Consider the following 20,165-nt stretch of genomic DNA (forward strand, 5'->3'; position numbering starts at 1 on the left):
GAAACCTAAAGGTGGGACACGATGTCCGCATTTGCAAAGATTAAAGCTGTACAAAGTTCACTGTCTGCCAGTGAATCGAAACTTGCTGCGTTTACCCTCGAATCGCCCAGTGCGTTACGCGATCTGTCGTCGCAACAATTGGCCAGCACCGTTGGCGTTAGCCAATCCAGTGTGGTGAAATTCGCCCAAAAGCTGGGCTACCGCGGTTACCCAGCGTTTAAATTGTCGGTTATCGATGCGCTGAACAAAAAGGCCCATCAAAGTGCGCGATTACACGGTGAAATTACCCTCGAAGACGATTTTAATGACATGGCCGACAAGCTCTTGGCTGGCAAAATCAACGTCTTGAGTGAAACGCGTAATCTCAATGAAAAAGCAGCCTTTGCCCAAGCAGTGCGCAAATTACTTGATGCCCAGCGCATTCTCATTGCCGGGATTGGCGGCTCTGCGTTGGTAGCTAAAGACTTGTCGTACAAATTACAGAAACTTGGCCTGCATGCGATTGCCGATTCCGACAGTCATATTCAATTGGCCAATGCGGCGACCTTTAATGTTGGTGACGTTGTAGTAGCCATCAGTGAATCTGGCAGCACTCACGAAGTCACCCGTGTGGTTAAAGAAGCGCGGCGGCACGGTAGTAGCGTCATCAGCATTACGCGCTACGGTAAAACACCGATCACCCAACTCGCCGACGTCAATTTGTATTCCGTGGCGGAAAGCGAACCCACGCGCTTATCCTCCATTCATGCCCGCACGGCGCAGAACTTGGTCATCGACCTGCTGTTCATCGCCTTGATTCAAGCTTCTGAGTTAGGGCGCGACACCTTGTCACGCACCAATCAGGCCTTTCAGCGTCTACGCAAAAGCTAGTTGTTGCTATCTGGGTACAACAAATACGGCTGACGTTGCTGCTTAAAACGCGTTAGGTCAGCCTGCCAGCTCGCTCTTATTTCTGCTTCGCTTTGCCCAGCGACAATGGCCTTACGTAATTCGTCAGTGCCACTAAGTTTGTCGAAAAAAGCCGCTGAGGTGAAAAAATCATCTGCTTTTCCTGCTGCTATGAAGGCAGCATAAGCATCCAGCAATGGTGCCAAGTCAAAACCTTTGATCGCACTCGTTCTTAAATCTTGTCCCCGCAGCTGTTGTCCTTCGAGCTTTGGCTGCGGCGCACTGTTCGGCATACTGCGCGGGCTAAACTGAAACTCGCCCAAGGCAACTTCGTTATGCCCTAGCACCTGAAACGGAAATTCGGTACCACGACCAATGCTCACCGCCGTAGGCTCAAATAAGCACAACGATGGGTAAAGTTGAATGGCTTGGGCGTTTGGCAGATTTGGGCTTGGTGCAATAGGCAAGTGGTAGGTCATATCACGCGCATAATTCGCCACCGGAACCACTGTTAGCTTTAATTGATCAGCATTATTGATCCAGCCTTCACCTTTGATCATTTGTGCTAATTCCGCCACCGTCATTCCGTGCAGCAACGGAATTTCGTGCATGCCGACGAACGATTGAAACTCTTTTTCGAGCACCGGTCCGTCAATATATGCGCCGTTGGGATTCGGGCGGTCGAGCACTAGCATCTCAATGCCTTGCTCTGCGGCCGCTTCCATCACGTAATGCATGGTACTGATGTAGGTATAGAAACGCGCTCCAACGTCTTGGATATCAAAGATAATGGTATCCACGCCGGAGAGCATTTCGGCACTAGGCTTTTTGGTTTTACCGTAGATCGACAAAATCGGTAATCCAGTGGCTGGGTCAACCGCATCGTTAATCGTTTCACCGGCTCCCACATCGCCGCGAAACCCATGTTCCGGCGCGAGCACCTTCGTCACGTCGATGCCTTGCGCGAGCAGGTAGTCGACCAAGTGTTGGTCGTGCGCTCGTGAGGTTTGATTCACCACCAAAGCGACTTTTTTACCGTCAAGTTGCGGCACATAGCGTTCCGCTTGTTCCGCGCCTACGGTGATAGCAATTGACGTTTTGGGTGTCGTCGCGTCGCTACAGGCATTCAAAAAAAGTGCAGTTGCGGCAAAGAGGCCTAGCCATGCTTTCATTGTTTCGACTCCACGGCCCGACGTAAGAACCCGTGCTGTTTGGCAAGCAGGCTTTCGGCACGGTCCGCCGATAACCCAGTAAGAATCATTAAAATTGCCAATTTTGCGCGATTATCGGCATCTTTTAGTGCTTTTTCGGCGATTTCCCGTTCACAGTTCGTGGCCTGCATGACGATTCGGATGGCGCGAGCACGGAGCTTTTCATTGCTCGCGTTAACGTCCACCATCAAGTTTTCATAAGTTTTGCCAAGACGAATCATGCTCGCCGTGCTGAGCATATTGAGTACTAGTTTTTGTGCTGTTCCCGACTTCATTCGCGTCGAGCCCGTCAGCGCTTCAGGGCCAACCACTGGACAGATGCCGATTTTTGCAGTGGTCATCAACGGCGAATTTGGGTTACAGGTCACCGACGCCGTTACACAGCCGATGCTATTGGCATACTCAAGCGCAGCAACCACATAAGGCGTGCGGCCACTAGCCGAAAGTCCAACCAGCACATCGTTGGCCGTTAAATTCACAGCCTTCACATCGTTGACGCCCGCTGCGCGGTCGTCTTCTGCACCCTCTACAGCAAATTGAATCGCATGTTCACCGCCAGCTATAAGCCCTTGTACTAAGTCATCCGGTACGCTGAAGGTTGGACGACACTCCACCGCATCGAGGATCCCGAGGCGACCGCTGGTGCCCGCGCCTATGTAAAATAACCTGCCACCGCTTTGCAGTTTGTCGACGATGGCATCGACCGCTTGCGCAATCTGCGGAATTTGCGTGGCCACTGCAGGCGCAACCTGCGCATCTTCATGGTTAATTTTGCGAAGTATTGCCTCACTTGAAAGTAGGTCAATATCTAACGTGTCCGGGTTTCGTCCCTCGGAAACGATACCGTTTAATTGTGCCAGTAAATCTTCAGTTTTGTTTACGTCTTCCATGGTCACTCTTCACTTGCTTGGAGCTTCGTTTGTTTGACTTCCGGCCAAACAAATCAGCGTAGAAATTGCGGTACCGATCATCAATTGCCAGGTGAAGCCAATATCGGTCACCCACTCTGCCGGCAACAGGAGCTGCTGCGTATAGGGTTGCATTAACAGTGGCACTAAAAACCCTACAACAAGAGCTGTCGTCACTGAGCGGCGACTGCCACGCTTGCTAAATAAGGTGACAAAATACACGCCCAACAGCCCACTGTAAGAAAACACCATTACACTTAATGCAAATTGTAGCAGTGGGGTGTCCGTGTATTGCTGCCAGTAATAGCACAGGCAAGCCATCAAGCCGAGTGCAGCTGCAACCACCGTCATACCTATACGGCCGGCCTTAACATAGTGCGCGTCGTTGTGTTGTTTGCCCTTGCGTTGTTGCCACGGGCGATAGATATCCTGAATCACCACGCTCGACATTGAGTTCAGGCCTGAATTCAACGTCGATAGCGCTGCCGCGATAATACCGATGGTCACCAGACCTCTTACCCCTGCAGGGATTTCGGTCAGCACGTAATACATAAATATGGTCACCGCTTCGCCGGCAAATGTTGGCACAGGGCCATCTGTTTGCCCGCTCGCCATAATGTCCGGACGCTGGTAGTAAATAAACAGCAGCAAACCAATAATGATAAACAGCAGCATCACTGGGATCACCATCACGACGGACATGAGAATGGCTTTACTACCTTCCTTCGCGTCCTTACAGGTGAGCACGCGTTGCGTCATGTCTTGGTCGAGGCCAAACGCGGCAATATTCAAGAGCACAAAACCGGTAAGTACCGACCAAATGTTGAATACGCCTGAGCTACTAAAGTCGACGTTCGTGTCGATGAGCGTGAGCTTCGATGACTCGCCCGGTGCTGGCTGTTGCAGTGCTTGAATAAGCTCGCCAAAACTCACCGGGATGGCATTGTAGAGCACAATGATAACGGCGATGGCAGCACTAACATAAACAACGGCTTGCAGTACGTCTGAATAGATAACCGTGCGAATACCGCCGTAAACAGTATAGATGAGTCCAATAAAGGTAAGCAGGAGCGTCGCCGTAATAACACTTTCGGCGTCGATATTGCCAAACAAGATCATGGCAACCGCAATTGCCGCCATATACAGTCGAGCGCCACTAGCAAACACGCGGCCGAACAGATACATCATTCCGGCTTCACGTTTAGCGCGTTCGCCGAAGCGTTGCTCGAGCAGCTCGTAGACCGTATAAACCCGCTGTTCATAGAACTTCGGGATCAGGAATATCGCCACGAACCCTACCGCAATGAACGCCCCGATATTGGTTGCTAAATAGGTAAGATCGCCGCGGTAACCTTGATCCGGCCCGCCTAAAAACGTCGCTGCCGACTGCGACGTTGCGAGTACCGAAATCGCCACCACCCACATCGACATTTTATTGCCGCCAAGAAAGTACTCCTGCGTCGATTGGCTCTTGCGATTGAACAGCCAGCCGCTGCCCAGTAACACTAACCCGTACGCCACGAACACCATGACGTCGGCTAAAGAATATTGACCTAGCATCGTCCTTCGCTTTTTCGAATCATTATGCCCCTAAAATAAATTATTCCATCATGAATGTATATACGGAATATAAATTTGGAATAAAAAGGGAGGGGCTCCCTCCCTTTACAAGCGCAAACGTTTTAGGGGCGATCGCTGATGAGTTGCTGCACGGTGCGGCGCAGCAGCGTTTCGAGTTTGGCGCCGGCATGGCCGACGTTAGCTTCGGTATTGTCGTTTACGCTGGCTTGCGCCGCGACAGTGAACTCTCGAGTACCGTCGGCGAGCGGTAAGCAGATATGCGCTAAGGCAACGACTTCACTGGTACCGCGGGTTTCACTGGGGCCTGCGCCAAGTTTATGGAAAATGCGCCAATTGCCATTCGTCGCTGCATCGAGCGTGTCTTGCACACTTAAGCCTTCAAGTTCGGGGTATTCTGCCTGCAGCGCTTGCGCGATCGCGCGGTGCGGCGTCAGGCTAGCTCCCGCCATCATACCACCGGCATTGGCACTATTTTCACTGTGCCCTGGACCATAGAACAACATCATGACGGCATCATCGCTTAACCCTGGCATGCGCGTTTCCGGCACGCGTTTATGGGTGGCTAAGCGTTTTAAAAATTCAGCCGAAGCTAAAGTGGTCATCGGTTTATTACCAGTTAAACCGCAATCTTCGCAGCGATAACTCAAAGCGCCGGGATCACTGTCGCGCGCAACGATTTTCGCGCTCACCGAACGTGACGGTGTGCGCCAATAGCTATCACTCGGGGCAAAAGCCGAGGGGCCATAGGCACCACGAAATTTCACCTCGGGCTGACCAATGTTCAGCCACGCATCGTGAAATAATGCGGTCAAATAATCGCGGCCGGCGACATCGGCAAAATAATACGCGATGGCGTTCGAGTTGCCATCGGCGGCACCCGAAACCTCATAACTATGCACGCTGGTAATTAAGTCGGCTAGTTTAACCGCGCCGACGACTGTATCCGGTTGCGCAAAGTTGTCACTCAACAACGACATGGCACCAGAATAGGCCATAATTTTTGATGAGCTCCAAGGCTCATACAAGTCATCGTGTGTTTCATCGTTTGCTAAGTAACGAAACGCTAATTCACCCGCTTTCTGCGCATAGTCGATGACCAAAATCTTGCCGTCACTCGCATTGGCGTCAAAATAGTCCCAGTCATGCGCGCTGCGCGTTACCCAGCCCGCATCGGTTCCCGTTTCAACAGTTGTTGCATAACGCTCATCGGTCGCCGCTACCTTAGGAGCACAGGCTTGCCACCGTGGTTCAGCATGCTCAGGCTGAAGCGGGGCCGCCCCCATGATCTGCTCGTAATACGATAGTCCGCTTGGTTCTTCTGCGGTACATGCCACTAAAGGCAATAGCGCACAGATCCCAAAGACGTATTTTGTTGAATTTTTCATCGTTCAATTCCTTATTATTCCCAAAACAAGAATAAAGTATTACAAATCAGGTGGCAAAGTATGGCAGTATGTCTGCTATAACAAAACACGAACTCTTAAAGAAAGATAGTTTATGTCGCAGAAGAATACGTCAGAGCAAGCACCGCTTTTTTACGCCGGTGTCGATGGTGGTGGGACAAAGTGCCGCGCCGAACTCTATGACCCCTCAGGGAATTTACTTGGCGCTGGCGTCGCTGGATCGGCCAACATTGCGCGCAACGGCGACGTAGCGCGGCAATCCATTCTCGAATCAGTTAGCGCAGCTCTTAAGCATGCCAACTTACCCCCTGAAGCGCTGCAACAAACACTGGTGTGCGGCGGCTTTGCTGGTGCCAACTTGCCGTCAGCAAGCAACGTTCTAAAGCAATGGCAGCACCCATTTCATAGCTTTTACTTCACTTCAGACCTGCACTCTGCCCTTTATGGCGCTCACGACGGTGCTAACGGTGCAGTCCTGGTCATTGGCACTGGCTCATGTGCCGCAGCGCTGAAGGACGGCGAACTTATCCAATACGGCGGACATGGCTTCTTACTTGGTGACAAAGGCAGCGGAGCATGGCTGGGTAAGCAAGCTGTCATTCACACCCTCGAAGCGATCGACGGCATACAGCAAAAAGGCGCGCTCGCCACGGCCGTTTGCAATCATTATCAAGCACACAGCGCGACCGAGCTGGTCGACAAGCTCAATCAAGCCAACCCTGGCGTATTTGGTGAACTCTGCCCTATTGTGCTCGAGCTCGCCAATCAACAAGACCCCATTGCCCAAGCCATGGTACAACAAGGCAGTAGCTATCTCAGCGCCATCGCCCGCAAAGCCATAGCACAGAGCGATGGACAACTGGTGCTCGCCGGTGGCGTTGCCAATGCGCTCCAGCACCAGCTTGAAGCAGACATTCAAGCCAGCCTCACCGCCAGCACACACGGCCCTGAGTGGGGCGCAATCTTACTGTATCAACACGGCGCGTTCACAGAAGGAGCGAAGTTATGACCGAAAGTCGTATGCACATCGAAGCGCAAGCCACCCCTGAGGTCATTAAGGCACAACTGCACGCCAATACCGCAATTTGCGAGCAACTTGGCGCAGAGCTAAGACAACAGCCGCCAACTGGCATCATGATGATTGGCCGTGGCACTTCGGATCATGCTGGCGTATTCGCCAAGTATTTATTTGAAGTTGAAGCAGGTGTTCCGGTGTTCGCCGCAGCACCTTCCGTCGCCGGTGTTTATAACAGTCAACTGAAGCTTAACGGCTGCCTCGCTATTTGTATTTCACAGTCAGGGCAGAGTCCCGATATTGTTGAGCAAGCCAAACGGGCGAAAGCTGGCGGCGCCAAACTTGTCGCCATCGTCAACGTTACCGACTCACCTTTAGCGCAATTAGCCGACACCGTGCTGCCTTTGCATGCCGGACCCGAGCTCGCCGTAGCCGCGACCAAAAGTTACTTAGCGAGTCTTAGTGCGCTCGCACAGATTTGCGCTTATTGGCAGCAAAACGACGAACTCAAACAAGCACTAACGAATTTGCCGCAGCAACTGCACGCAACGCAAAAGGCACCCGCCTGCTTGCATGCCGAGCAATTGCAGAACTTGCGCCATTGCGTCGTGCTTGGACGGGGCTTTGGCTATGCTATTGCCCGTGAAATTGCTTTGAAGCTAAAGGAAGTTTTGGGCATTCATGCTGAAGCTTTCAGTAGCGCGGAATTCTTGCATGGCCCGGTAACACTGGTCGAAAAGCACCTTAGCGTTTTTAATGTCCATATCTATGACGAAGGTAGCGACATGCATCAACGTCAATTGGCTGATATCCAAAAGCGTGGGGCGCACATCGTGCAGATGCCAGCGCCAGAGTCGGTGCACCGGCGCTTACAGCCACTTGCGGTTATGCAGCGCTTTTATCTTGATATCGAACATGCCGCGCGGCAACTCGGGCTTAATCCTGATGCGCCACCTGGCCTGAAAAAAGTAACGGAAACACACTAATGTTTGTTTGCGACTACGTTTTAACGCCTAACGGTTGGGCGCACAACCAACTCATCACCCTTGAACATGGCCGCGTCAAGACGCTTCAGGATGCGCCTACCGCGCATGACTTTCCGACCTACCACGGACGCCTTGTGCCGGGTTTCATCGACGTTCAGGTTAACGGTGGTGGCGGTGTACTCTTTAACCAAGAGCGCACTCCTAAAGCCCTGCAGCACATCATGGCTGCGCATTTGCAGCATGGCACGACGGGCATGTTGCCGACGCTGATTACCGATAGCATCGAGGCAATGGTCGACGCCGCACAAGCCATCAAAGATGCCAAACAGCAAGGCATTCCGGGGATTATCGGGGTGCATTTTGAAGGCCCGTGGTTAAGCGTAAAACGCAAGGGCGTGCATAGTGAGCACTATATTCGCGAGCCGAGCGCGGCAGAATTAGAAATTCTCACCGACCCAGAACTTGGCCTAGTGATGGTAACGCTAGCCCCAGAAACGGCTCCGGTGAGCGTCATTCAAAAGCTAACTGCAGCAGGGATCAAAGTTTTCTTAGGTCATTCCGACGCCAGTGCCGAACAAGTCAACCAAGCACTCGATGCCGGAGCTGTGGGCTTTACCCACTTGTACAACGCGATGTCACAGCTCCACTCACGTGCTCCAGGCATGGTTGGCGTGTGCCTTGCTCGCGACGCGTATGCAGGCATCATCGTTGATGGTTATCACGTCGACCCGCAAGCTTGCCAAGTTGCTTTTCGCGCCAAGGGTAAGGAACAAATGATGCTGGTCACCGATGCCATGGCGTTAGCCGCCACTGACGCTACCGAAGTACCGTTCTTTGACACCAAAATTCAGCGTGACGGTGACAAGCTAACGACGCCAGATGGCACCCTTGCAGGTTCTTGTTTAACCATGATCGACGCGGTAAGAAACACGGTGAACATGTGCGGAGTACCTCTCGCTGACGCAATTGCAATGGCTAGCAGCACTCCCGCAAAAATGCTCGGTATTGCTCATGAAGTAGGCCATATTGCACCAGGTCAACAAGCTAATTTCATGCTACTCGACGAACACTTAAACATCGCGCAACTGTGGTTGCTCGGTGAACCCACGCAACAGGACGCTTAACTATGGCCACTTTTATTCCAATGCTTGTGATTGGCTTACTGTTTTTCATTTTCGGCTTCGTAACTTGGTTGAACGGAGCGTTGATTCCGTTTTTGCAAATCATCTCGGATCTCAATGAATTCCAAGCCCTACTGATCGCCTTCTGTTTTTACATTGCGTACGTGGTCATGGCCCTCCCCATGTCGTGGGTACTCGACCGTACCGGCTATAAAAATGGCATGGTGGTTGGTTTAGCACTGATTGGTTGTGGTTTGTTACTATTCGTACCCGCCGCGCAAACGCATTACTTCAGCATTTTCTTGCTTGCACAGTTTGTTGTCGGTTCCGGGCTTACTATTCTACAAACGGCCTCGAACCCTTACATCGTGCGCATTGGTCCGCACGAGTCCGCGGCGGCACGAATTGCGATCATGGGTATTTTGAACAAAGCTGCGGGCGTCATTGCTCCACTCTTTTTCACTTGGTTAGTGTTGGCCGACTTCCCTAACGTGAGTGCGGCCAGCGTTGCCGAACTCAGTGCGGCAGAACGCGCCACCCAAGTGAGTGCCATGGCTGCCAAAATCATTCCACCTTACGTTGGCATGGCGGTGGCCATGTTTGTGTTAGCCGTTGCTTTCTTTATGGTGCGTCTGCCGAAGATTAAAGAAGAAGCACCCTCTGGCGCAGCGGTACATGAGTCGGTGCTCAAGTATCCACAACTGGTCTTAGGTGCGGTCGCTTTGTTCTTCTATGTTGGCGTTGAGGTTATTGCCGGCGACACGATTGGCATGTACGGGTCGAAGTTGGGTCTCGCTAACTATTCAAGCCTGACCTCATACGTAATGACCGCTATGGTGGTGGGTTATGTACTTGGGTTGGTGCTGATTCCGCGCTGGCTAAGTCAACAAGGCGCGCTCACAGGATCAGCGCTGCTAGGCTTGATCTTTACCGGCTTACTACTGATTAGCTCCGATAGCAGCACCACCATCGCCAGCGTCCTTTGGGGTTGGAGTGGCGTGCCGTTGGTCCCAGATTCAGTCGCATTTTTAGCGCTACTTGGCTTTGCCAACGCAATGGTATGGCCAGCCATTTGGCCATTAGCTTTAGCCGATTTAGGTAAGTTCACCGCGCGTGGTTCCGCGATTCTCATTATGGGTATTGCTGGCGGTGCCATTCTACCGCTCGTCTACGGCGGACTCGCTGAAGGCCTTGGCAATAAAGGTGCCTACGCCCTATTACTGGTGGGCTACTTAATCATCGGCTGGTACGGCATCAAAGGTCACAAAAAACGCAGTTGGTAACAACTTTTTGTTGGGTGCTCTCGTCTTTGAAAAGAAAACGGAGCACCCACCATGCTATTTCGTACTTTCGCCTTAACAATTTTCGCTACAATGGCGCTGACTGCCCATGCTTCCTCAACTCAATTCGTCCTGCAAGGCACCAGCGAAAACGATTACCGCCCAGCACTGGAAACTGCGGTGCAGCGACTCGCAACGTTACTGACTATCGAACCTTCGGCACTACCACCGTTAACCATTGTCGTGAATCGCAGCAGCTCTGAAAGCGACACCTACCAAGGACCCGCAGATTTAGTTTTGGCTGATGACCTGCTTGCGAAGAAACAGCGTGGTAACGAAACGATGGCATCAGTGGTTGCGCACGAAGCTTGCCATCTGTGGCTTATCGAGTTAGCCAAAGCGCAAGGACTTGATCAAACGAAGCAAGGCTACCTGCCAAGTTATGGCCACAGCAAATTCAACGACTGGTTTGACGAACTGGTCGCCGTGCGTTGTGAACAAGGGGATCTGGCCACGCAACGACGCGCAACTGATTTTGAGTTCATTCCACTGGCCAAGTACTTAGTCCAGACGCACCCCGTTTATGAACGCATGCAAGCCCAAATTAACGCCGCTCTCGCAGCACAAAAGGCCAAGCAGAACGGCAAGAACGGTGATCAAACGGTTTTAAAACTGACAATCAAAGACGATAACTTCGGAGATTTTTACCGACAATCGGCCTATTTTGCTGAATTTTTGACGACGTTAGCTGTAGATTTACAGTTACAAGATTGGCTTGCGCTGGCCCAACATGAAGATCCTGAACAAATTGCCAAACGACTCAACTTCAAAAACCTTTCAGAAATGGAGCAAGCGTTTTACCAATTTATTCCGTGGTAGGCTTTGTTAAATCGGGTCTTTCGGGCTATTCTTGCTCATTATAAGAAGTAAAAAAAGAGTCCGTGCGCCCGTGGAAATGCATCTTCCAACCCTGATTATTACAACCATTGCCCTCAACGTCTTGTTAGCTGGGGTAATGTTTATTATTTATCAGGTGCGGCGTTCGCAAAAGAGCTTTCTGACATGGTCATTAGCCTGCGCTGTATTTGCGATCGCGGTTATGCTTACCAGTATGCGCGCGATTGTTGATGACCAACCCTGGTTGACGGTCTTTATGGCCGACTTGTGTATCATTTTTGCACCATTGTTAGCCTTGCATGGGCTGCGCCAATATCAAATCCAGGGCCCGGTTTCATTAAAGCTCGTCGCACTCGTGATGAGCTACAGTGCGCTGCCCCTCGTCTACCTTTACACGTCACCTTTGCATGCCCAAACGTTAACTGCGGTTATTACGGCCGCAATTTACTTGTTTGCCGCGGCCTATATGCTCACTATACGACAAGCGCCGGCGCTTTCTCGTAATGTCTTGTTTTTACTTTTTTTGCTGCATGGCGGATTGATGCTAGGTATGGCAGGCATGCTATTTCAAAACTTAGGCGCCACTCAATACGTTACCGTGGAGCCGATTCTGAAGCTCATTCTCATCACTCATCTGCTGCTCACCACAGGTACCGTAACGCTATTCCCAGTCTTCGCCTTTGCCATGAGCGAACGTAGACTACTCGAGATCGTTAACTTTGACGAGCTTACACAACTCTACAATCGCCGTGCGTTCTTCGAACGGGGGAGTATGTTACTCGCAAAAAATCGCGTACTGCGCAGGCCGTTCTGTGTACTTATGCTCGACTTAGATCACTTTAAAGAAATCAACGACAACTTCGGTCATGCTGCGGGTGACGCTTGCTTACAAGAGGTGGCTAAAATTATTCGGGAAAGTGTGCGTGATAACGATGTGGCCGCGCGCATTGGCGGCGAGGAATTTGCGTTGGCGCTAAGTGACGTCGATCGCAATCAAGCTGAATTGCTCAGTTATCGCTTGTGCCAGCGGATTTCGCAGCAAGTCTTCGCTTATGAGGATCACGCCATCGAGCTCACCGTCAGCATTGGCGGTATATTCAGCATTTCAAGCCGACGTGAGCTCAGCGACCTATTAAATGCCGCTGACTCCGCGCTCTACGAGGCTAAAGCCAGCGGCCGGAACCAATTTAAGTTCGCTTAAAACGATGAATAACGCTGCCGGCGATTATCACCATTATCGTCTTTCGCTTTTTCCTTAGCATTTTTACGCGCGTCTTTACTATACTCACGCTTAGCCTCAGCCGAGAGGCTCTCCTTAACTCGAACTTTTCATTCAATGGTCACAATTCCCTTTATCAGCGCACCTTGCTAAAAAAAACAGGAGTGCCTTTATGAAAAGCCTATGGATAGTCGTTGCACTTGGAATTTTCACGTTAACTGCCTGTGGCGGAGGCAGTGACGACACGCCGCCAGACGGCGGTAATCCGCCACCGGTTGGTTCTACACTCAGCACCGAGCTTAGCGGTTCGCAGACCGTTGACGCGCTTGTATTCGATGGCGAGGCACAATTGGCGGCGACAACTTCGGGCCTACTATGGCGCGCCGACGCTGATGAACAGTGGCAAACGCGTTCGCCTTTGTCGGAACCAGTAACCGCCCTCACCGTTATCGGCCAGAGCCACTACCTTGTCGCCTTTGCCGGTGATGAGTCAGCGCCTGCACCGCTCTATGTGACCACTGATTCAGGTCTGACATGGCAAGCAGTGAGCCATAATTTCGGCGGTACAGAGCCTTCCCCTATTCGCGCTTTGCGTTACGACAGCACGACGGACCAAATTTATGCCCTTGGCGCTGATGCGCTTGCAGTGGCCGATCGCAGTGCGCAAGACTGGATACTCTTGGCTGGTCGCTGGGATGCCTTTGCGACCGGCCTGAATTTGCTCCGCATCGACCCCATTGGCAATGCCATTTGGTATGGCGGCCAAGGCGCAATCGAGAACGGTTTTCTTGTGCGCTACGACCGAGACACCCAAGAGCAGCAGCGCTGGGACGACCTACTGCCGAACCCTTCTTCATTCAAAGGTGGATTAATTCATCCCACCGATCAGCAACTCGTGCTGTTTAGCGGTGAAGGCGGTATTGTTCGCAGCACAGACCATGGCGGCAATTGGACCCTGCCACTTGGTGACGTCAATCATCGCTTTTACTTCGACATTGTCTTAGCCGATTCTGGGGTACTCTACACCGCTGGCTATGACAAAGGCTCTCCGACGCAAAATCTTATTGTTGAATGCAGCTCCGATAATGGATTTTCTTGGCACCGCAATGATTTCAGCGAAGCAACCAGCCGTGGTGGCGTCAAAAGCCTCATGTTGGTCGATGAAGTGGGTACCACCAAACTTTACTTGGGGCTTTGGGAGAATGGCATCAAATCAGTGGACTTAAGTGATTTGCAGTGCAGTTAAAATGCCGTAATCTTAGATAAATTTCGTTCATGATTAGGTACCTACCATGACTCTGAGCTTTTTACGTACAAAACTCGCCGTCGGTGCAGTTATCACTGCATTAACCCTAACTTCACTAGGCTACACACCATCAGCACAAGCACAAAGTGCCGAAGACATTCGAGCCAACGCCGAAGCTGTGCTCGAGGCCTTCAACGTACCCGGCATTGCAGTGGTCGCGGTCAAAGACGGTGAGGTCATTCTCGCTGAGGGTTTTGGCGTGCGCGATATCGCTACCAATGAGCCCGCTAACGCTGACACCTTGTTTGGTATTGCCTCGAACACCAAGGCTTTTACCAGCGCAGCCATCGCCACACTGGTGGAGCAAGGTAAGCTGGGGTGGGACGACAAAGTCATCGACCACATTCCTGAGTTTCGTTTGGCCGATGAAGACATTACACGCCAGCTCACTATTCGCGACCTGTTAAGCCATCGCTCAGGACTAGGTTTGGGCGCGGGCGACTTGATGATTTGGCCGAATACCGACAAAACCATCGACGACCTCTTTGCGGGTCTTGCCCATGTACCTGTGCAGCGCAGTTTGCGCCAGAAATTCGCCTACAACAATCTGATGTTTGTCACTGCTGGTGAAATCATCGCACGCGTAAGCGGTATGCCATACGGCGACTACATCACGCAAACTTTTTTAGAGCCGTTAGGCATGAACAATACCCGCGTCGGCTTTTCTAACATTCCAGCCGAGAACAACAACTTTGCCGTAGGTACCATCGAGTACGAAGGCGGCTTGCATCGCTTCCCGCTCGACTATTTGGAAGACTTCAGCTCTGCTGGTGCTATGGCGAGCAGCGTCAACGAACTAAGTAAGTGGTTACTTACTCAGCTGAACAACGGCGTCGCACCTAGCGGTGAACGTTTGTTCAGCCAAGGAACACAAAATACCATGTGGAACGTCGCGACGCCTCTGCCCGCGGACAGCAATCCCGCTACCCAATTTCGCGGCGTCGGCCTTGGTTGGTTCTTAAAAGACTACTACGGCGTCAAACACGTTTCACACAGTGGCGGCATATTGGGCATGCTTTCGTTGACCACGCTGATTCCAGAGCACAACTTTGGCATGGTCGTGTTGAGCAACCAACAAGCCTTCGGTGCGCTTACCGTGGTCACTGAAGAAGCCTTAGAGGATTTACTCGACTTGCCTGACCGCGACTGGCTTACTGAAATGCAAGCTGTTCACCAAGAATTCATGGCCAGCAAAGCTGAATTTGTGCTCAAGACACCCGAACAAGTGCGCGCCCCACTGTCGTTAGCCAGCTATGCCGCCACCTACAACGATCCATGGTATGGCGACATAGAAGTGACGCTGGTGGACGGCGAATTGCGCATGGACTTTACTCACACCGAGTTACTTAAGGGCACCCTTGAACACTACAACGGCGACACCTTTGTCGTACGCTGGGACGAGCCATTGCTCGAAGCCGATGCGTTTATTGATTTTGAAGTGAGCCGCGACAACGGCGTGCAAGGCGCACGCATGGAAGCCGTGGCCGACTTTACTGACTTCAGCTTTGACTTTCATAACCTGCGCTTAACGCGCAAAGAATAACCAGCTACCGCATCGATAACGGCTTTTAACTGGACAAGCAGAGCGATATTCCCTAGAATTCCCGCCTGCTTGTTCGCAAGCTCCCCCGCATTAAGACTCTGATGCGCACCCGTAGCTCAGCTGGATAGAGCGCTGCCCTCCGGAGGCAGAGGTCACAGGTTCGACTCCTGTCGGGTGCGCCATATATAACAATCGACTCACAGTTAATATACACTAACAAGAGTTTTTTTGTGCCAAATCTGTGCCAATTATGTGTCAGTTTTACGTTATTGATTTCAGAAGAATACTAAAATTGACCTTTAGCTAATTATCGACACATTGCAGACTAAAAAGCTGAAATTTATATCTTCAACTGTGTTTTAAATGGCATAGCTTTATCGTTTTGATTATCTAATAACGGTCGGAAATGATACCAATCTAAATTGCACATCTTCACCAGTCGATTCAATCGCGGCTTTAACGCTTATCTCGCAGCAGTCTCCCGCGATATCACGAAACCCTCGGGGCACACGAAACGTTCTTTGTTCGATCTCTGTAGGTGGGCATTCGCCAAACAAGAACCTAAACTCTCGCTGATAGGAAAATTCAACGGATTTATGAAATACCGAATGACCAACATACCCCTGTTTGTAATAAGTAACTAACGAGTATCTAGCTCTCGGATCAACTGACTTCATCCTCTGTAAAAACTCTGATACATGATTTGGTTCTATATAAACATAAAAGGGGCCAAATTCACTTTGAATACGTGTAATATCAGAATGCAGTCGCGTTAACTCTTGTGTATCCGCTGGTAAAGTTATCGCCGCCCAACAGTGCAACCATCCGTCTTTTTCCCCCATTCTAATAAAGACTTGGCTCGCTTTTCCTGCCTTTTGCCCATCAATTTCTATATTCATGGGCTGATCCCCCCGAGCACTATCTACATTCAGAATGCACGATTCCTGGCTATCACCAATTCCTGCTGATGAATTACTTCGATAATATTCGGGAGTATTGCAGTACAGAAAACCGTCGAGAAATTGCTCCAAATGAATACGTTCTCTGAAAAACTTAAATAGACCGACACATTGCCCAGCCTTAAAGGGGATATTCGACTTGTCACTCTGTTGCTTCGGCATCCCTGGTCCTTAACGTCGGCGCACTTGGTGTGATTTCCTTATCATTAGAAGTATTCAGTAAGCTTTCCATTAGCTCTATTTTTTGATTGGCTAGCTGTTCAAGACCATCTTCGATAGTAGCAATATGATGTCCATATCGGAGATCCCTCTTTTATGTCAATTGATTACACATGAACAAATATTAAGCGATTAAAAAGTAAATTTAATCATCCTCTAACACAAGTAAGTCGCCAATTTCGCAATCTAAATATCGGCATACCTTTTCAAGGGTTTCGTAATCGATTCGTGAATTAGTTTCATGAAATAAGCGTGTTGCAGTTTTACGATTAATACCCGTATCGCGCACCACATCGGATATTTTTAATTTTTTTGTTGCAAGTAACTCTGCAAAATTGCACTTGACCATAGCCCCTCCAAATAAGGCTTCACAGGTACATTTTGACCCCAATCAAACCCACAATGACCCTCTTTAGGGCCAAAAAAGTCTTGACACTGTCGTTTCACACCTTTAATGTCCCTCTAGAGGGTCATTTTCTCCCTCTATATACCTAGGAGATTAGCATGGAAAATACATACCTTACCACCGAAGAGTTAGCTGTTCGGATCAAATACGATGTGCGAACTATTCGCGAGCAATTAAAAGACTCAGTACTGATTGAGGGTGTTCATTACATTCGCCCTTTTGGGGGAAGGAAAATTTTGTACCTTTGGGAAGCCATTCAGAAAGATATAGGGAAATCTTCCGCTGCATCGTTAATCGTTCCAATGGCGCGGGGAGGTGTTGCACATGGGTAGAGTTTATGTCCGCAAAGAAAGTAACAAACTTAGTTTGGATTTCATGTTCAATAATGTTCGTTGCAGAGAACAAACCGCATTATCAAATACAAAAGGGAATCGGAAAAAGGTTCAACAGCTATTAGAGCGCATAGAAGCCGAAATAACTCTAGGCTCATTTGAATATCACAAATATTTTCCAAACAGCAACCGAGCCAAGCTTTTTGCAAATCAGGCTTTAAATGAAAGTTCCGGTAATTCTCCAACGTTCCGCAACTTTACTGAGCAATGGTTTGGTGAAATGGAAACCCAGTGGCGTAAATCACATAGCGACACCGTTCGGAATACTATCGATAAGTACTTGATTCCGAATTTTGGAGAAAAGGAAGTTGGCCACATCACTAAAGCGGAAATCCTGTCATTTCGGGCCTCCCTCGCCAAAGTTACAGCTCGAAATGGCAAACAGCTATCACCGTCGCGGATCAACCATATCATGACGCCATTGCACATGATCCTTAATGAGGCAGCCAACCGCTTTAATTTTAGCTCACCCTATCAAGGAATTAAATCGTTAAAGGTTCCGCGTACGGATGTAGAACCTTTTACGCTCGAAGAGGTGAGGCTCATTCTTGATAATGTGCGTGTTGATTTTAGGAACTACTACACGGTTCGTTTTTTCACTGGCATGCGCACTGCCGAAATTGATGGCTTACAGTGGGATGCAGTGGACTTTCAACAGCGTCAAGTTTTAGTCCGCAGCACCCTCGTTAATGGCCGCATCGAGAGCACAAAAACGGATGGCTCTTTTCGAGCTATCGATATGAGTCAGCTTGTATACGATGCGCTCATGTCTCAACGTGAAGCGACAGGTCATAATCAATTCGTTTTCACCACCCGCGCAGGTACCCCGCTTTCGCATAACAATGTGACTAAACGTGTTTGGTACCCCCTCTTACGCTATCTGGGGCTGCGTAAACGGCGGGCATATCAGACTCGACATACTGCCGCCACGCTCTGGCTTGCCTCCGGCGAAAGCCCCGAATGGATCGCTAGGCAGATGGGGCATTCAACGACTGAAATGTTATTCCGAGTCTACTCGCGTTATGTGCCAAACCTGACCCGCCAGGATGGCAGCGCATTTGAGCGTTTGTTGAAGCAAAACTTCGATGTGAAGACGTTGGAGGTGAGCCATGATGAATAACGATATGTTTATGGCTGATGATGCGGAGCAAGTGATGAAAGAGCATCGTGAATATGCCGGATTCACAGCTCGTCATTTGATGACAAAACTTCAAATTTTGCCGGGCAATCAACTAACCAGAATCATCGGAATTGGTTTTGAGCGTAATAATTTGGAAGCTTTAGAGTCATGGGTGTATTTCATCTCGAATACTCTGAAGATTCCGTTCACAAAAGAGCACTTCGAAATGCTAGAGGTTATTCTTCAGGGCATTCTAGAAGCGGCTGAGCGTGATTATCACATCCAACTTCGTATGGAGGTGACACGTTATGCGCACTAATCAAGACAAGTCGGGACTTATGTCTCGACAGTATCACGACTCATGTCCAGACGGTTGTCAGGACTTTATCACGACGCGTGAAGCGGCAGCGCTTGCAAACGTATGTGAGCGCACTATCTCACGCAAAGTTCACTTAGGACAGCTTCACTCCAAAAAGTCAGGACATAAACGTCTTATCTGTCGCGATTCTGTCATGACACTTTCAAAGACATCGACAAGACCTGCGACAAATTCTGTCGCAGAAAACGAATCAGAAATCATCTCGATTATGCTCGAACTCACAGAGCTCATGCACATAATGATTTCGCTTTACCATCCTGCGTCCCCACACGATTTGGCAAAAAAACAAAGTGCTCGAACCAAAGCAGCATTGCGAAAACCGTCTAAAGCGTGAAGTTGAGCCGGTTTATTCGATGTGAATTTTATTTTTTTATTTAAAGGTAGACTTATGATTAACGAGATTGAATGGAAGCATGGAAAACAAGATCAGGCGATACCAACTTATTATTTAGACGCCAGCGGTAAACGTCATAGCTCAATCGGCGAACTTGTCACCGCTAATTTTTTGCGATTGAACAAAATTCCATTTTTAACACAGGCGCTGGTAGGAGACTCAATTAGCGACTCAGAGCAGCGTGTTGATTTTGTGCTAATTAACCGCGGTGTTTATATCGAAGTGATACAAAGCGCTCCGCTGCGTCAATCGATGCATACGACAAAACATACGTCACAGCTTGTCGCTAACCAACGTGAGCATCGAAAACTCGGCTGGGAATGTCTATGCATCAACTCGGACAAGTTCTGGTCTCCCACAGGCTTTCATATTATCGATTTCTGCGAGCACCTTCGACTCTCATTGCTACTCACAGGGATACCATCAACCGCTGAGTTACCGCTCGCCAAGCTTGGATATTGGGATAGCTCTGAAATTAATAAACTAATGACACTGGAGCAACCTCGTCTCTTTGATTTTTTGGAAGAGCACGGAGTAACCGGGCTTGCCGCACTCAAAAACAGCTTTCACTTTTTCCTGAAAACTCTAAAAATGCGTGAGGATTTCGACGAAATTCTTGTACATCTTTACGAACATGATAAAAAACATGCAAGTGAAGAAGGTGAAGCTAGCTCGCGAGATAAATAGGAATAGTTTACGGTGCTGGCCTATCAGCCAGCGCCGTTCATTTGGTTTGTTTCGAAAAGTCGATATACTGAATCAAAACATGACATTAATATGGGCCCTACTGCTCCTCTTACTCACTTTCTAACCGGTTGCTTGGTTACTTACAATAGCTCAAATTAGGTAGCTAGAAAGAAAGATACTAATGATAAAACGTAGGTCGTAATACTCACAGCCGCAAAGGACTTGACGCATGACTATAACGCAAGCAATCA

Annotated in this window: 19 protein-coding genes and 1 tRNA gene; 14 read left to right on the forward strand and 6 right to left on the reverse strand. The window is 49.7% G+C overall.

Translation table 11 applies throughout. From position 1 onward, the window contains the following. Nucleotides 1-21 precede the first annotated feature (21 nt). The gene (locus tag NV375_RS07870; protein ID WP_126771986.1) at nt 22-870 is read left to right on the forward strand and encodes a MurR/RpiR family transcriptional regulator; all 849 of its coding nucleotides are present in this window, start codon (nt 22-24) and stop codon (nt 868-870) included. Here the strand turns inward: NV375_RS07870 and NV375_RS07875 are convergent. The 4 genes from NV375_RS07875 to NV375_RS07890 form a co-directional block, all read right to left on the reverse strand. After that, a complete protein-coding gene (locus NV375_RS07875) occupies nt 867-2,060 on the reverse strand; it encodes a DUF1343 domain-containing protein (protein WP_258807617.1) in 1,194 nt (397 codons plus the stop codon). The two genes, NV375_RS07870 and NV375_RS07875, sit on opposite strands and share 4 nt — an antisense overlap. Then, nucleotides 2,057-2,989, reverse strand: coding sequence for an N-acetylmuramic acid 6-phosphate etherase (murQ, locus tag NV375_RS07880; protein WP_258807618.1), 933 nt, complete (start codon nt 2,987-2,989; stop codon nt 2,057-2,059). The genes NV375_RS07875 and murQ overlap by 4 nt, the downstream gene beginning before the upstream one ends. Before the next feature lie 9 nt (nt 2,990-2,998). After that, complete coding sequence (locus tag NV375_RS07885) at nt 2,999-4,567, reverse strand: sodium:solute symporter (RefSeq protein ID WP_258807619.1); 1,569 nt, start codon at nt 4,565-4,567, stop codon at nt 2,999-3,001. Between the two features lie 122 nt (nt 4,568-4,689). Further along, on the reverse strand, nt 4,690-5,973 hold the full coding sequence (locus NV375_RS07890; protein ID WP_258807620.1) for a hypothetical protein: 1,284 nt from the start codon (nt 5,971-5,973) through the stop codon (nt 4,690-4,692). 112 nt (nt 5,974-6,085) lie between these two features. Between NV375_RS07890 and NV375_RS07895 the strand changes: the two genes are divergently transcribed. The 9 genes from NV375_RS07895 (at nt 6,086) to NV375_RS07935 (ending at nt 15,540) form a co-directional block, all read left to right on the forward strand. Next, complete coding sequence (locus NV375_RS07895; RefSeq protein ID WP_258807621.1) at nt 6,086-7,000, forward strand: BadF/BadG/BcrA/BcrD ATPase family protein; 915 nt, start codon at nt 6,086-6,088, stop codon at nt 6,998-7,000. Then, nucleotides 6,997-7,992 (forward strand): glucosamine-6-phosphate deaminase NagB-II, encoded by a 996-nt coding sequence (gene nagB-II / locus NV375_RS07900; protein ID WP_258807622.1) that lies wholly within the window; start codon nt 6,997-6,999, stop codon nt 7,990-7,992. Before NV375_RS07895 ends, nagB-II begins: the two co-directional genes overlap by 4 nt. After that, nucleotides 7,992-9,116, forward strand: coding sequence for an N-acetylglucosamine-6-phosphate deacetylase (nagA, locus tag NV375_RS07905; protein WP_258807623.1), 1,125 nt, complete (start codon nt 7,992-7,994; stop codon nt 9,114-9,116). Before nagB-II ends, nagA begins: the two co-directional genes overlap by 1 nt. A 2-nt stretch (nt 9,117-9,118) precedes the next feature. Beyond that, nucleotides 9,119-10,396 (forward strand): sugar MFS transporter, encoded by a 1,278-nt coding sequence (locus NV375_RS07910; protein ID WP_258807624.1) that lies wholly within the window; start codon nt 9,119-9,121, stop codon nt 10,394-10,396. A gap of 51 nt (nt 10,397-10,447) precedes the next feature. Continuing rightward, nucleotides 10,448-11,272, forward strand: a complete 825-nt coding sequence (locus NV375_RS07915; protein ID WP_258807625.1) for a hypothetical protein — start codon at nt 10,448-10,450, stop codon at nt 11,270-11,272. 76 nt (nt 11,273-11,348) lie between these two features. Beyond that, complete coding sequence (locus NV375_RS07920; protein WP_258807965.1) at nt 11,349-12,491, forward strand: diguanylate cyclase; 1,143 nt, start codon at nt 11,349-11,351, stop codon at nt 12,489-12,491. A gap of 190 nt (nt 12,492-12,681) precedes the next feature. Further along, entirely contained in the window at nt 12,682-13,755 is a 1,074-nt protein-coding gene (locus NV375_RS07925) for a hypothetical protein (protein ID WP_258807626.1), read from the forward strand. A gap of 46 nt (nt 13,756-13,801) precedes the next feature. Then, nucleotides 13,802-15,358: a serine hydrolase gene (locus NV375_RS07930; RefSeq protein ID WP_258807627.1), complete on the forward strand. Its 1,557-nt coding sequence runs from the start codon at nt 13,802-13,804 to the stop codon at nt 15,356-15,358. Between the two features lie 105 nt (nt 15,359-15,463). After that, nucleotides 15,464-15,540 (forward strand) — tRNA-Arg (locus NV375_RS07935). Between the two features lie 204 nt (nt 15,541-15,744). Here NV375_RS07935 and NV375_RS07940 read toward each other — a convergent pair. Continuing rightward, nucleotides 15,745-16,479 (reverse strand): hypothetical protein, encoded by a 735-nt coding sequence (locus NV375_RS07940; RefSeq protein ID WP_258807628.1) that lies wholly within the window; start codon nt 16,477-16,479, stop codon nt 15,745-15,747. 202 nt (nt 16,480-16,681) lie between these two features. Next, entirely contained in the window at nt 16,682-16,885 is a 204-nt protein-coding gene (locus NV375_RS07945; protein WP_258807629.1) for a helix-turn-helix transcriptional regulator, read from the reverse strand. Between the two features lie 155 nt (nt 16,886-17,040). On the opposite strand from NV375_RS07945, the gene NV375_RS07950 reads away from it, so the two are divergent. The 4 genes from NV375_RS07950 (at nt 17,041) to NV375_RS07965 (ending at nt 19,914) form a co-directional block, all read left to right on the forward strand. Then, a complete protein-coding gene (locus tag NV375_RS07950; RefSeq protein ID WP_258807630.1) occupies nt 17,041-17,274 on the forward strand; it encodes a hypothetical protein in 234 nt (77 codons plus the stop codon). Further along, complete coding sequence (locus NV375_RS07955) at nt 17,267-18,454, forward strand: site-specific integrase (RefSeq protein ID WP_258807631.1); 1,188 nt, start codon at nt 17,267-17,269, stop codon at nt 18,452-18,454. Before NV375_RS07950 ends, NV375_RS07955 begins: the two co-directional genes overlap by 8 nt. Beyond that, entirely contained in the window at nt 18,444-18,773 is a 330-nt protein-coding gene (locus NV375_RS07960; RefSeq protein WP_258807632.1) for a hypothetical protein, read from the forward strand. Before NV375_RS07955 ends, NV375_RS07960 begins: the two co-directional genes overlap by 11 nt. Before the next feature lie 448 nt (nt 18,774-19,221). Continuing rightward, complete coding sequence (locus NV375_RS07965) at nt 19,222-19,914, forward strand: hypothetical protein (protein WP_258807633.1); 693 nt, start codon at nt 19,222-19,224, stop codon at nt 19,912-19,914. The last annotated feature ends 251 nt before the right edge of the window (nt 19,915-20,165 follow it).

The organism is Pseudidiomarina sp. CB1, from assembly GCF_024752025.1.
GTDB lineage: Bacteria > Pseudomonadota > Gammaproteobacteria > Enterobacterales > Alteromonadaceae > Pseudidiomarina.

Excerpts from the sequence above, each read along its gene's own strand:
- NV375_RS07940 (WP_258807628.1), bottom strand. The coding sequence starts at position 16,479 with ATGCCGAAGCAACAGAGTGACAAGTCGAATATCCCCTTTAAGGCTGGG.
- nagB-II (WP_258807622.1), top strand. The coding sequence starts at position 6,997 with ATGACCGAAAGTCGTATGCACATCGAAGCGCAAGCCACCCCTGAGGTC.
- NV375_RS07955 (WP_258807631.1), top strand. The coding sequence starts at position 17,267 with ATGGGTAGAGTTTATGTCCGCAAAGAAAGTAACAAACTTAGTTTGGAT.
- NV375_RS07910 (WP_258807624.1), top strand. The coding sequence starts at position 9,119 with ATGGCCACTTTTATTCCAATGCTTGTGATTGGCTTACTGTTTTTCATT.
- NV375_RS07930 (WP_258807627.1), top strand. The coding sequence starts at position 13,802 with ATGACTCTGAGCTTTTTACGTACAAAACTCGCCGTCGGTGCAGTTATC.
- NV375_RS07945 (WP_258807629.1), bottom strand. The coding sequence starts at position 16,885 with ATGGTCAAGTGCAATTTTGCAGAGTTACTTGCAACAAAAAAATTAAAA.
- NV375_RS07960 (WP_258807632.1), top strand. The coding sequence starts at position 18,444 with ATGATGAATAACGATATGTTTATGGCTGATGATGCGGAGCAAGTGATG.
- murQ (WP_258807618.1), bottom strand. The coding sequence starts at position 2,989 with ATGGAAGACGTAAACAAAACTGAAGATTTACTGGCACAATTAAACGGT.
- NV375_RS07950 (WP_258807630.1), top strand. The coding sequence starts at position 17,041 with ATGGAAAATACATACCTTACCACCGAAGAGTTAGCTGTTCGGATCAAA.
- NV375_RS07895 (WP_258807621.1), top strand. The coding sequence starts at position 6,086 with ATGTCGCAGAAGAATACGTCAGAGCAAGCACCGCTTTTTTACGCCGGT.
- NV375_RS07890 (WP_258807620.1), bottom strand. The coding sequence starts at position 5,973 with ATGAAAAATTCAACAAAATACGTCTTTGGGATCTGTGCGCTATTGCCT.
- NV375_RS07885 (WP_258807619.1), bottom strand. The coding sequence starts at position 4,567 with ATGCTAGGTCAATATTCTTTAGCCGACGTCATGGTGTTCGTGGCGTAC.
- NV375_RS07870 (WP_126771986.1), top strand. The coding sequence starts at position 22 with ATGTCCGCATTTGCAAAGATTAAAGCTGTACAAAGTTCACTGTCTGCC.
- NV375_RS07925 (WP_258807626.1), top strand. The coding sequence starts at position 12,682 with ATGAAAAGCCTATGGATAGTCGTTGCACTTGGAATTTTCACGTTAACT.
- NV375_RS07875 (WP_258807617.1), bottom strand. The coding sequence starts at position 2,060 with ATGAAAGCATGGCTAGGCCTCTTTGCCGCAACTGCACTTTTTTTGAAT.
- NV375_RS07920 (WP_258807965.1), top strand. The coding sequence starts at position 11,349 with ATGCATCTTCCAACCCTGATTATTACAACCATTGCCCTCAACGTCTTG.
- NV375_RS07915 (WP_258807625.1), top strand. The coding sequence starts at position 10,448 with ATGCTATTTCGTACTTTCGCCTTAACAATTTTCGCTACAATGGCGCTG.
- NV375_RS07965 (WP_258807633.1), top strand. The coding sequence starts at position 19,222 with ATGATTAACGAGATTGAATGGAAGCATGGAAAACAAGATCAGGCGATA.
- nagA (WP_258807623.1), top strand. The coding sequence starts at position 7,992 with ATGTTTGTTTGCGACTACGTTTTAACGCCTAACGGTTGGGCGCACAAC.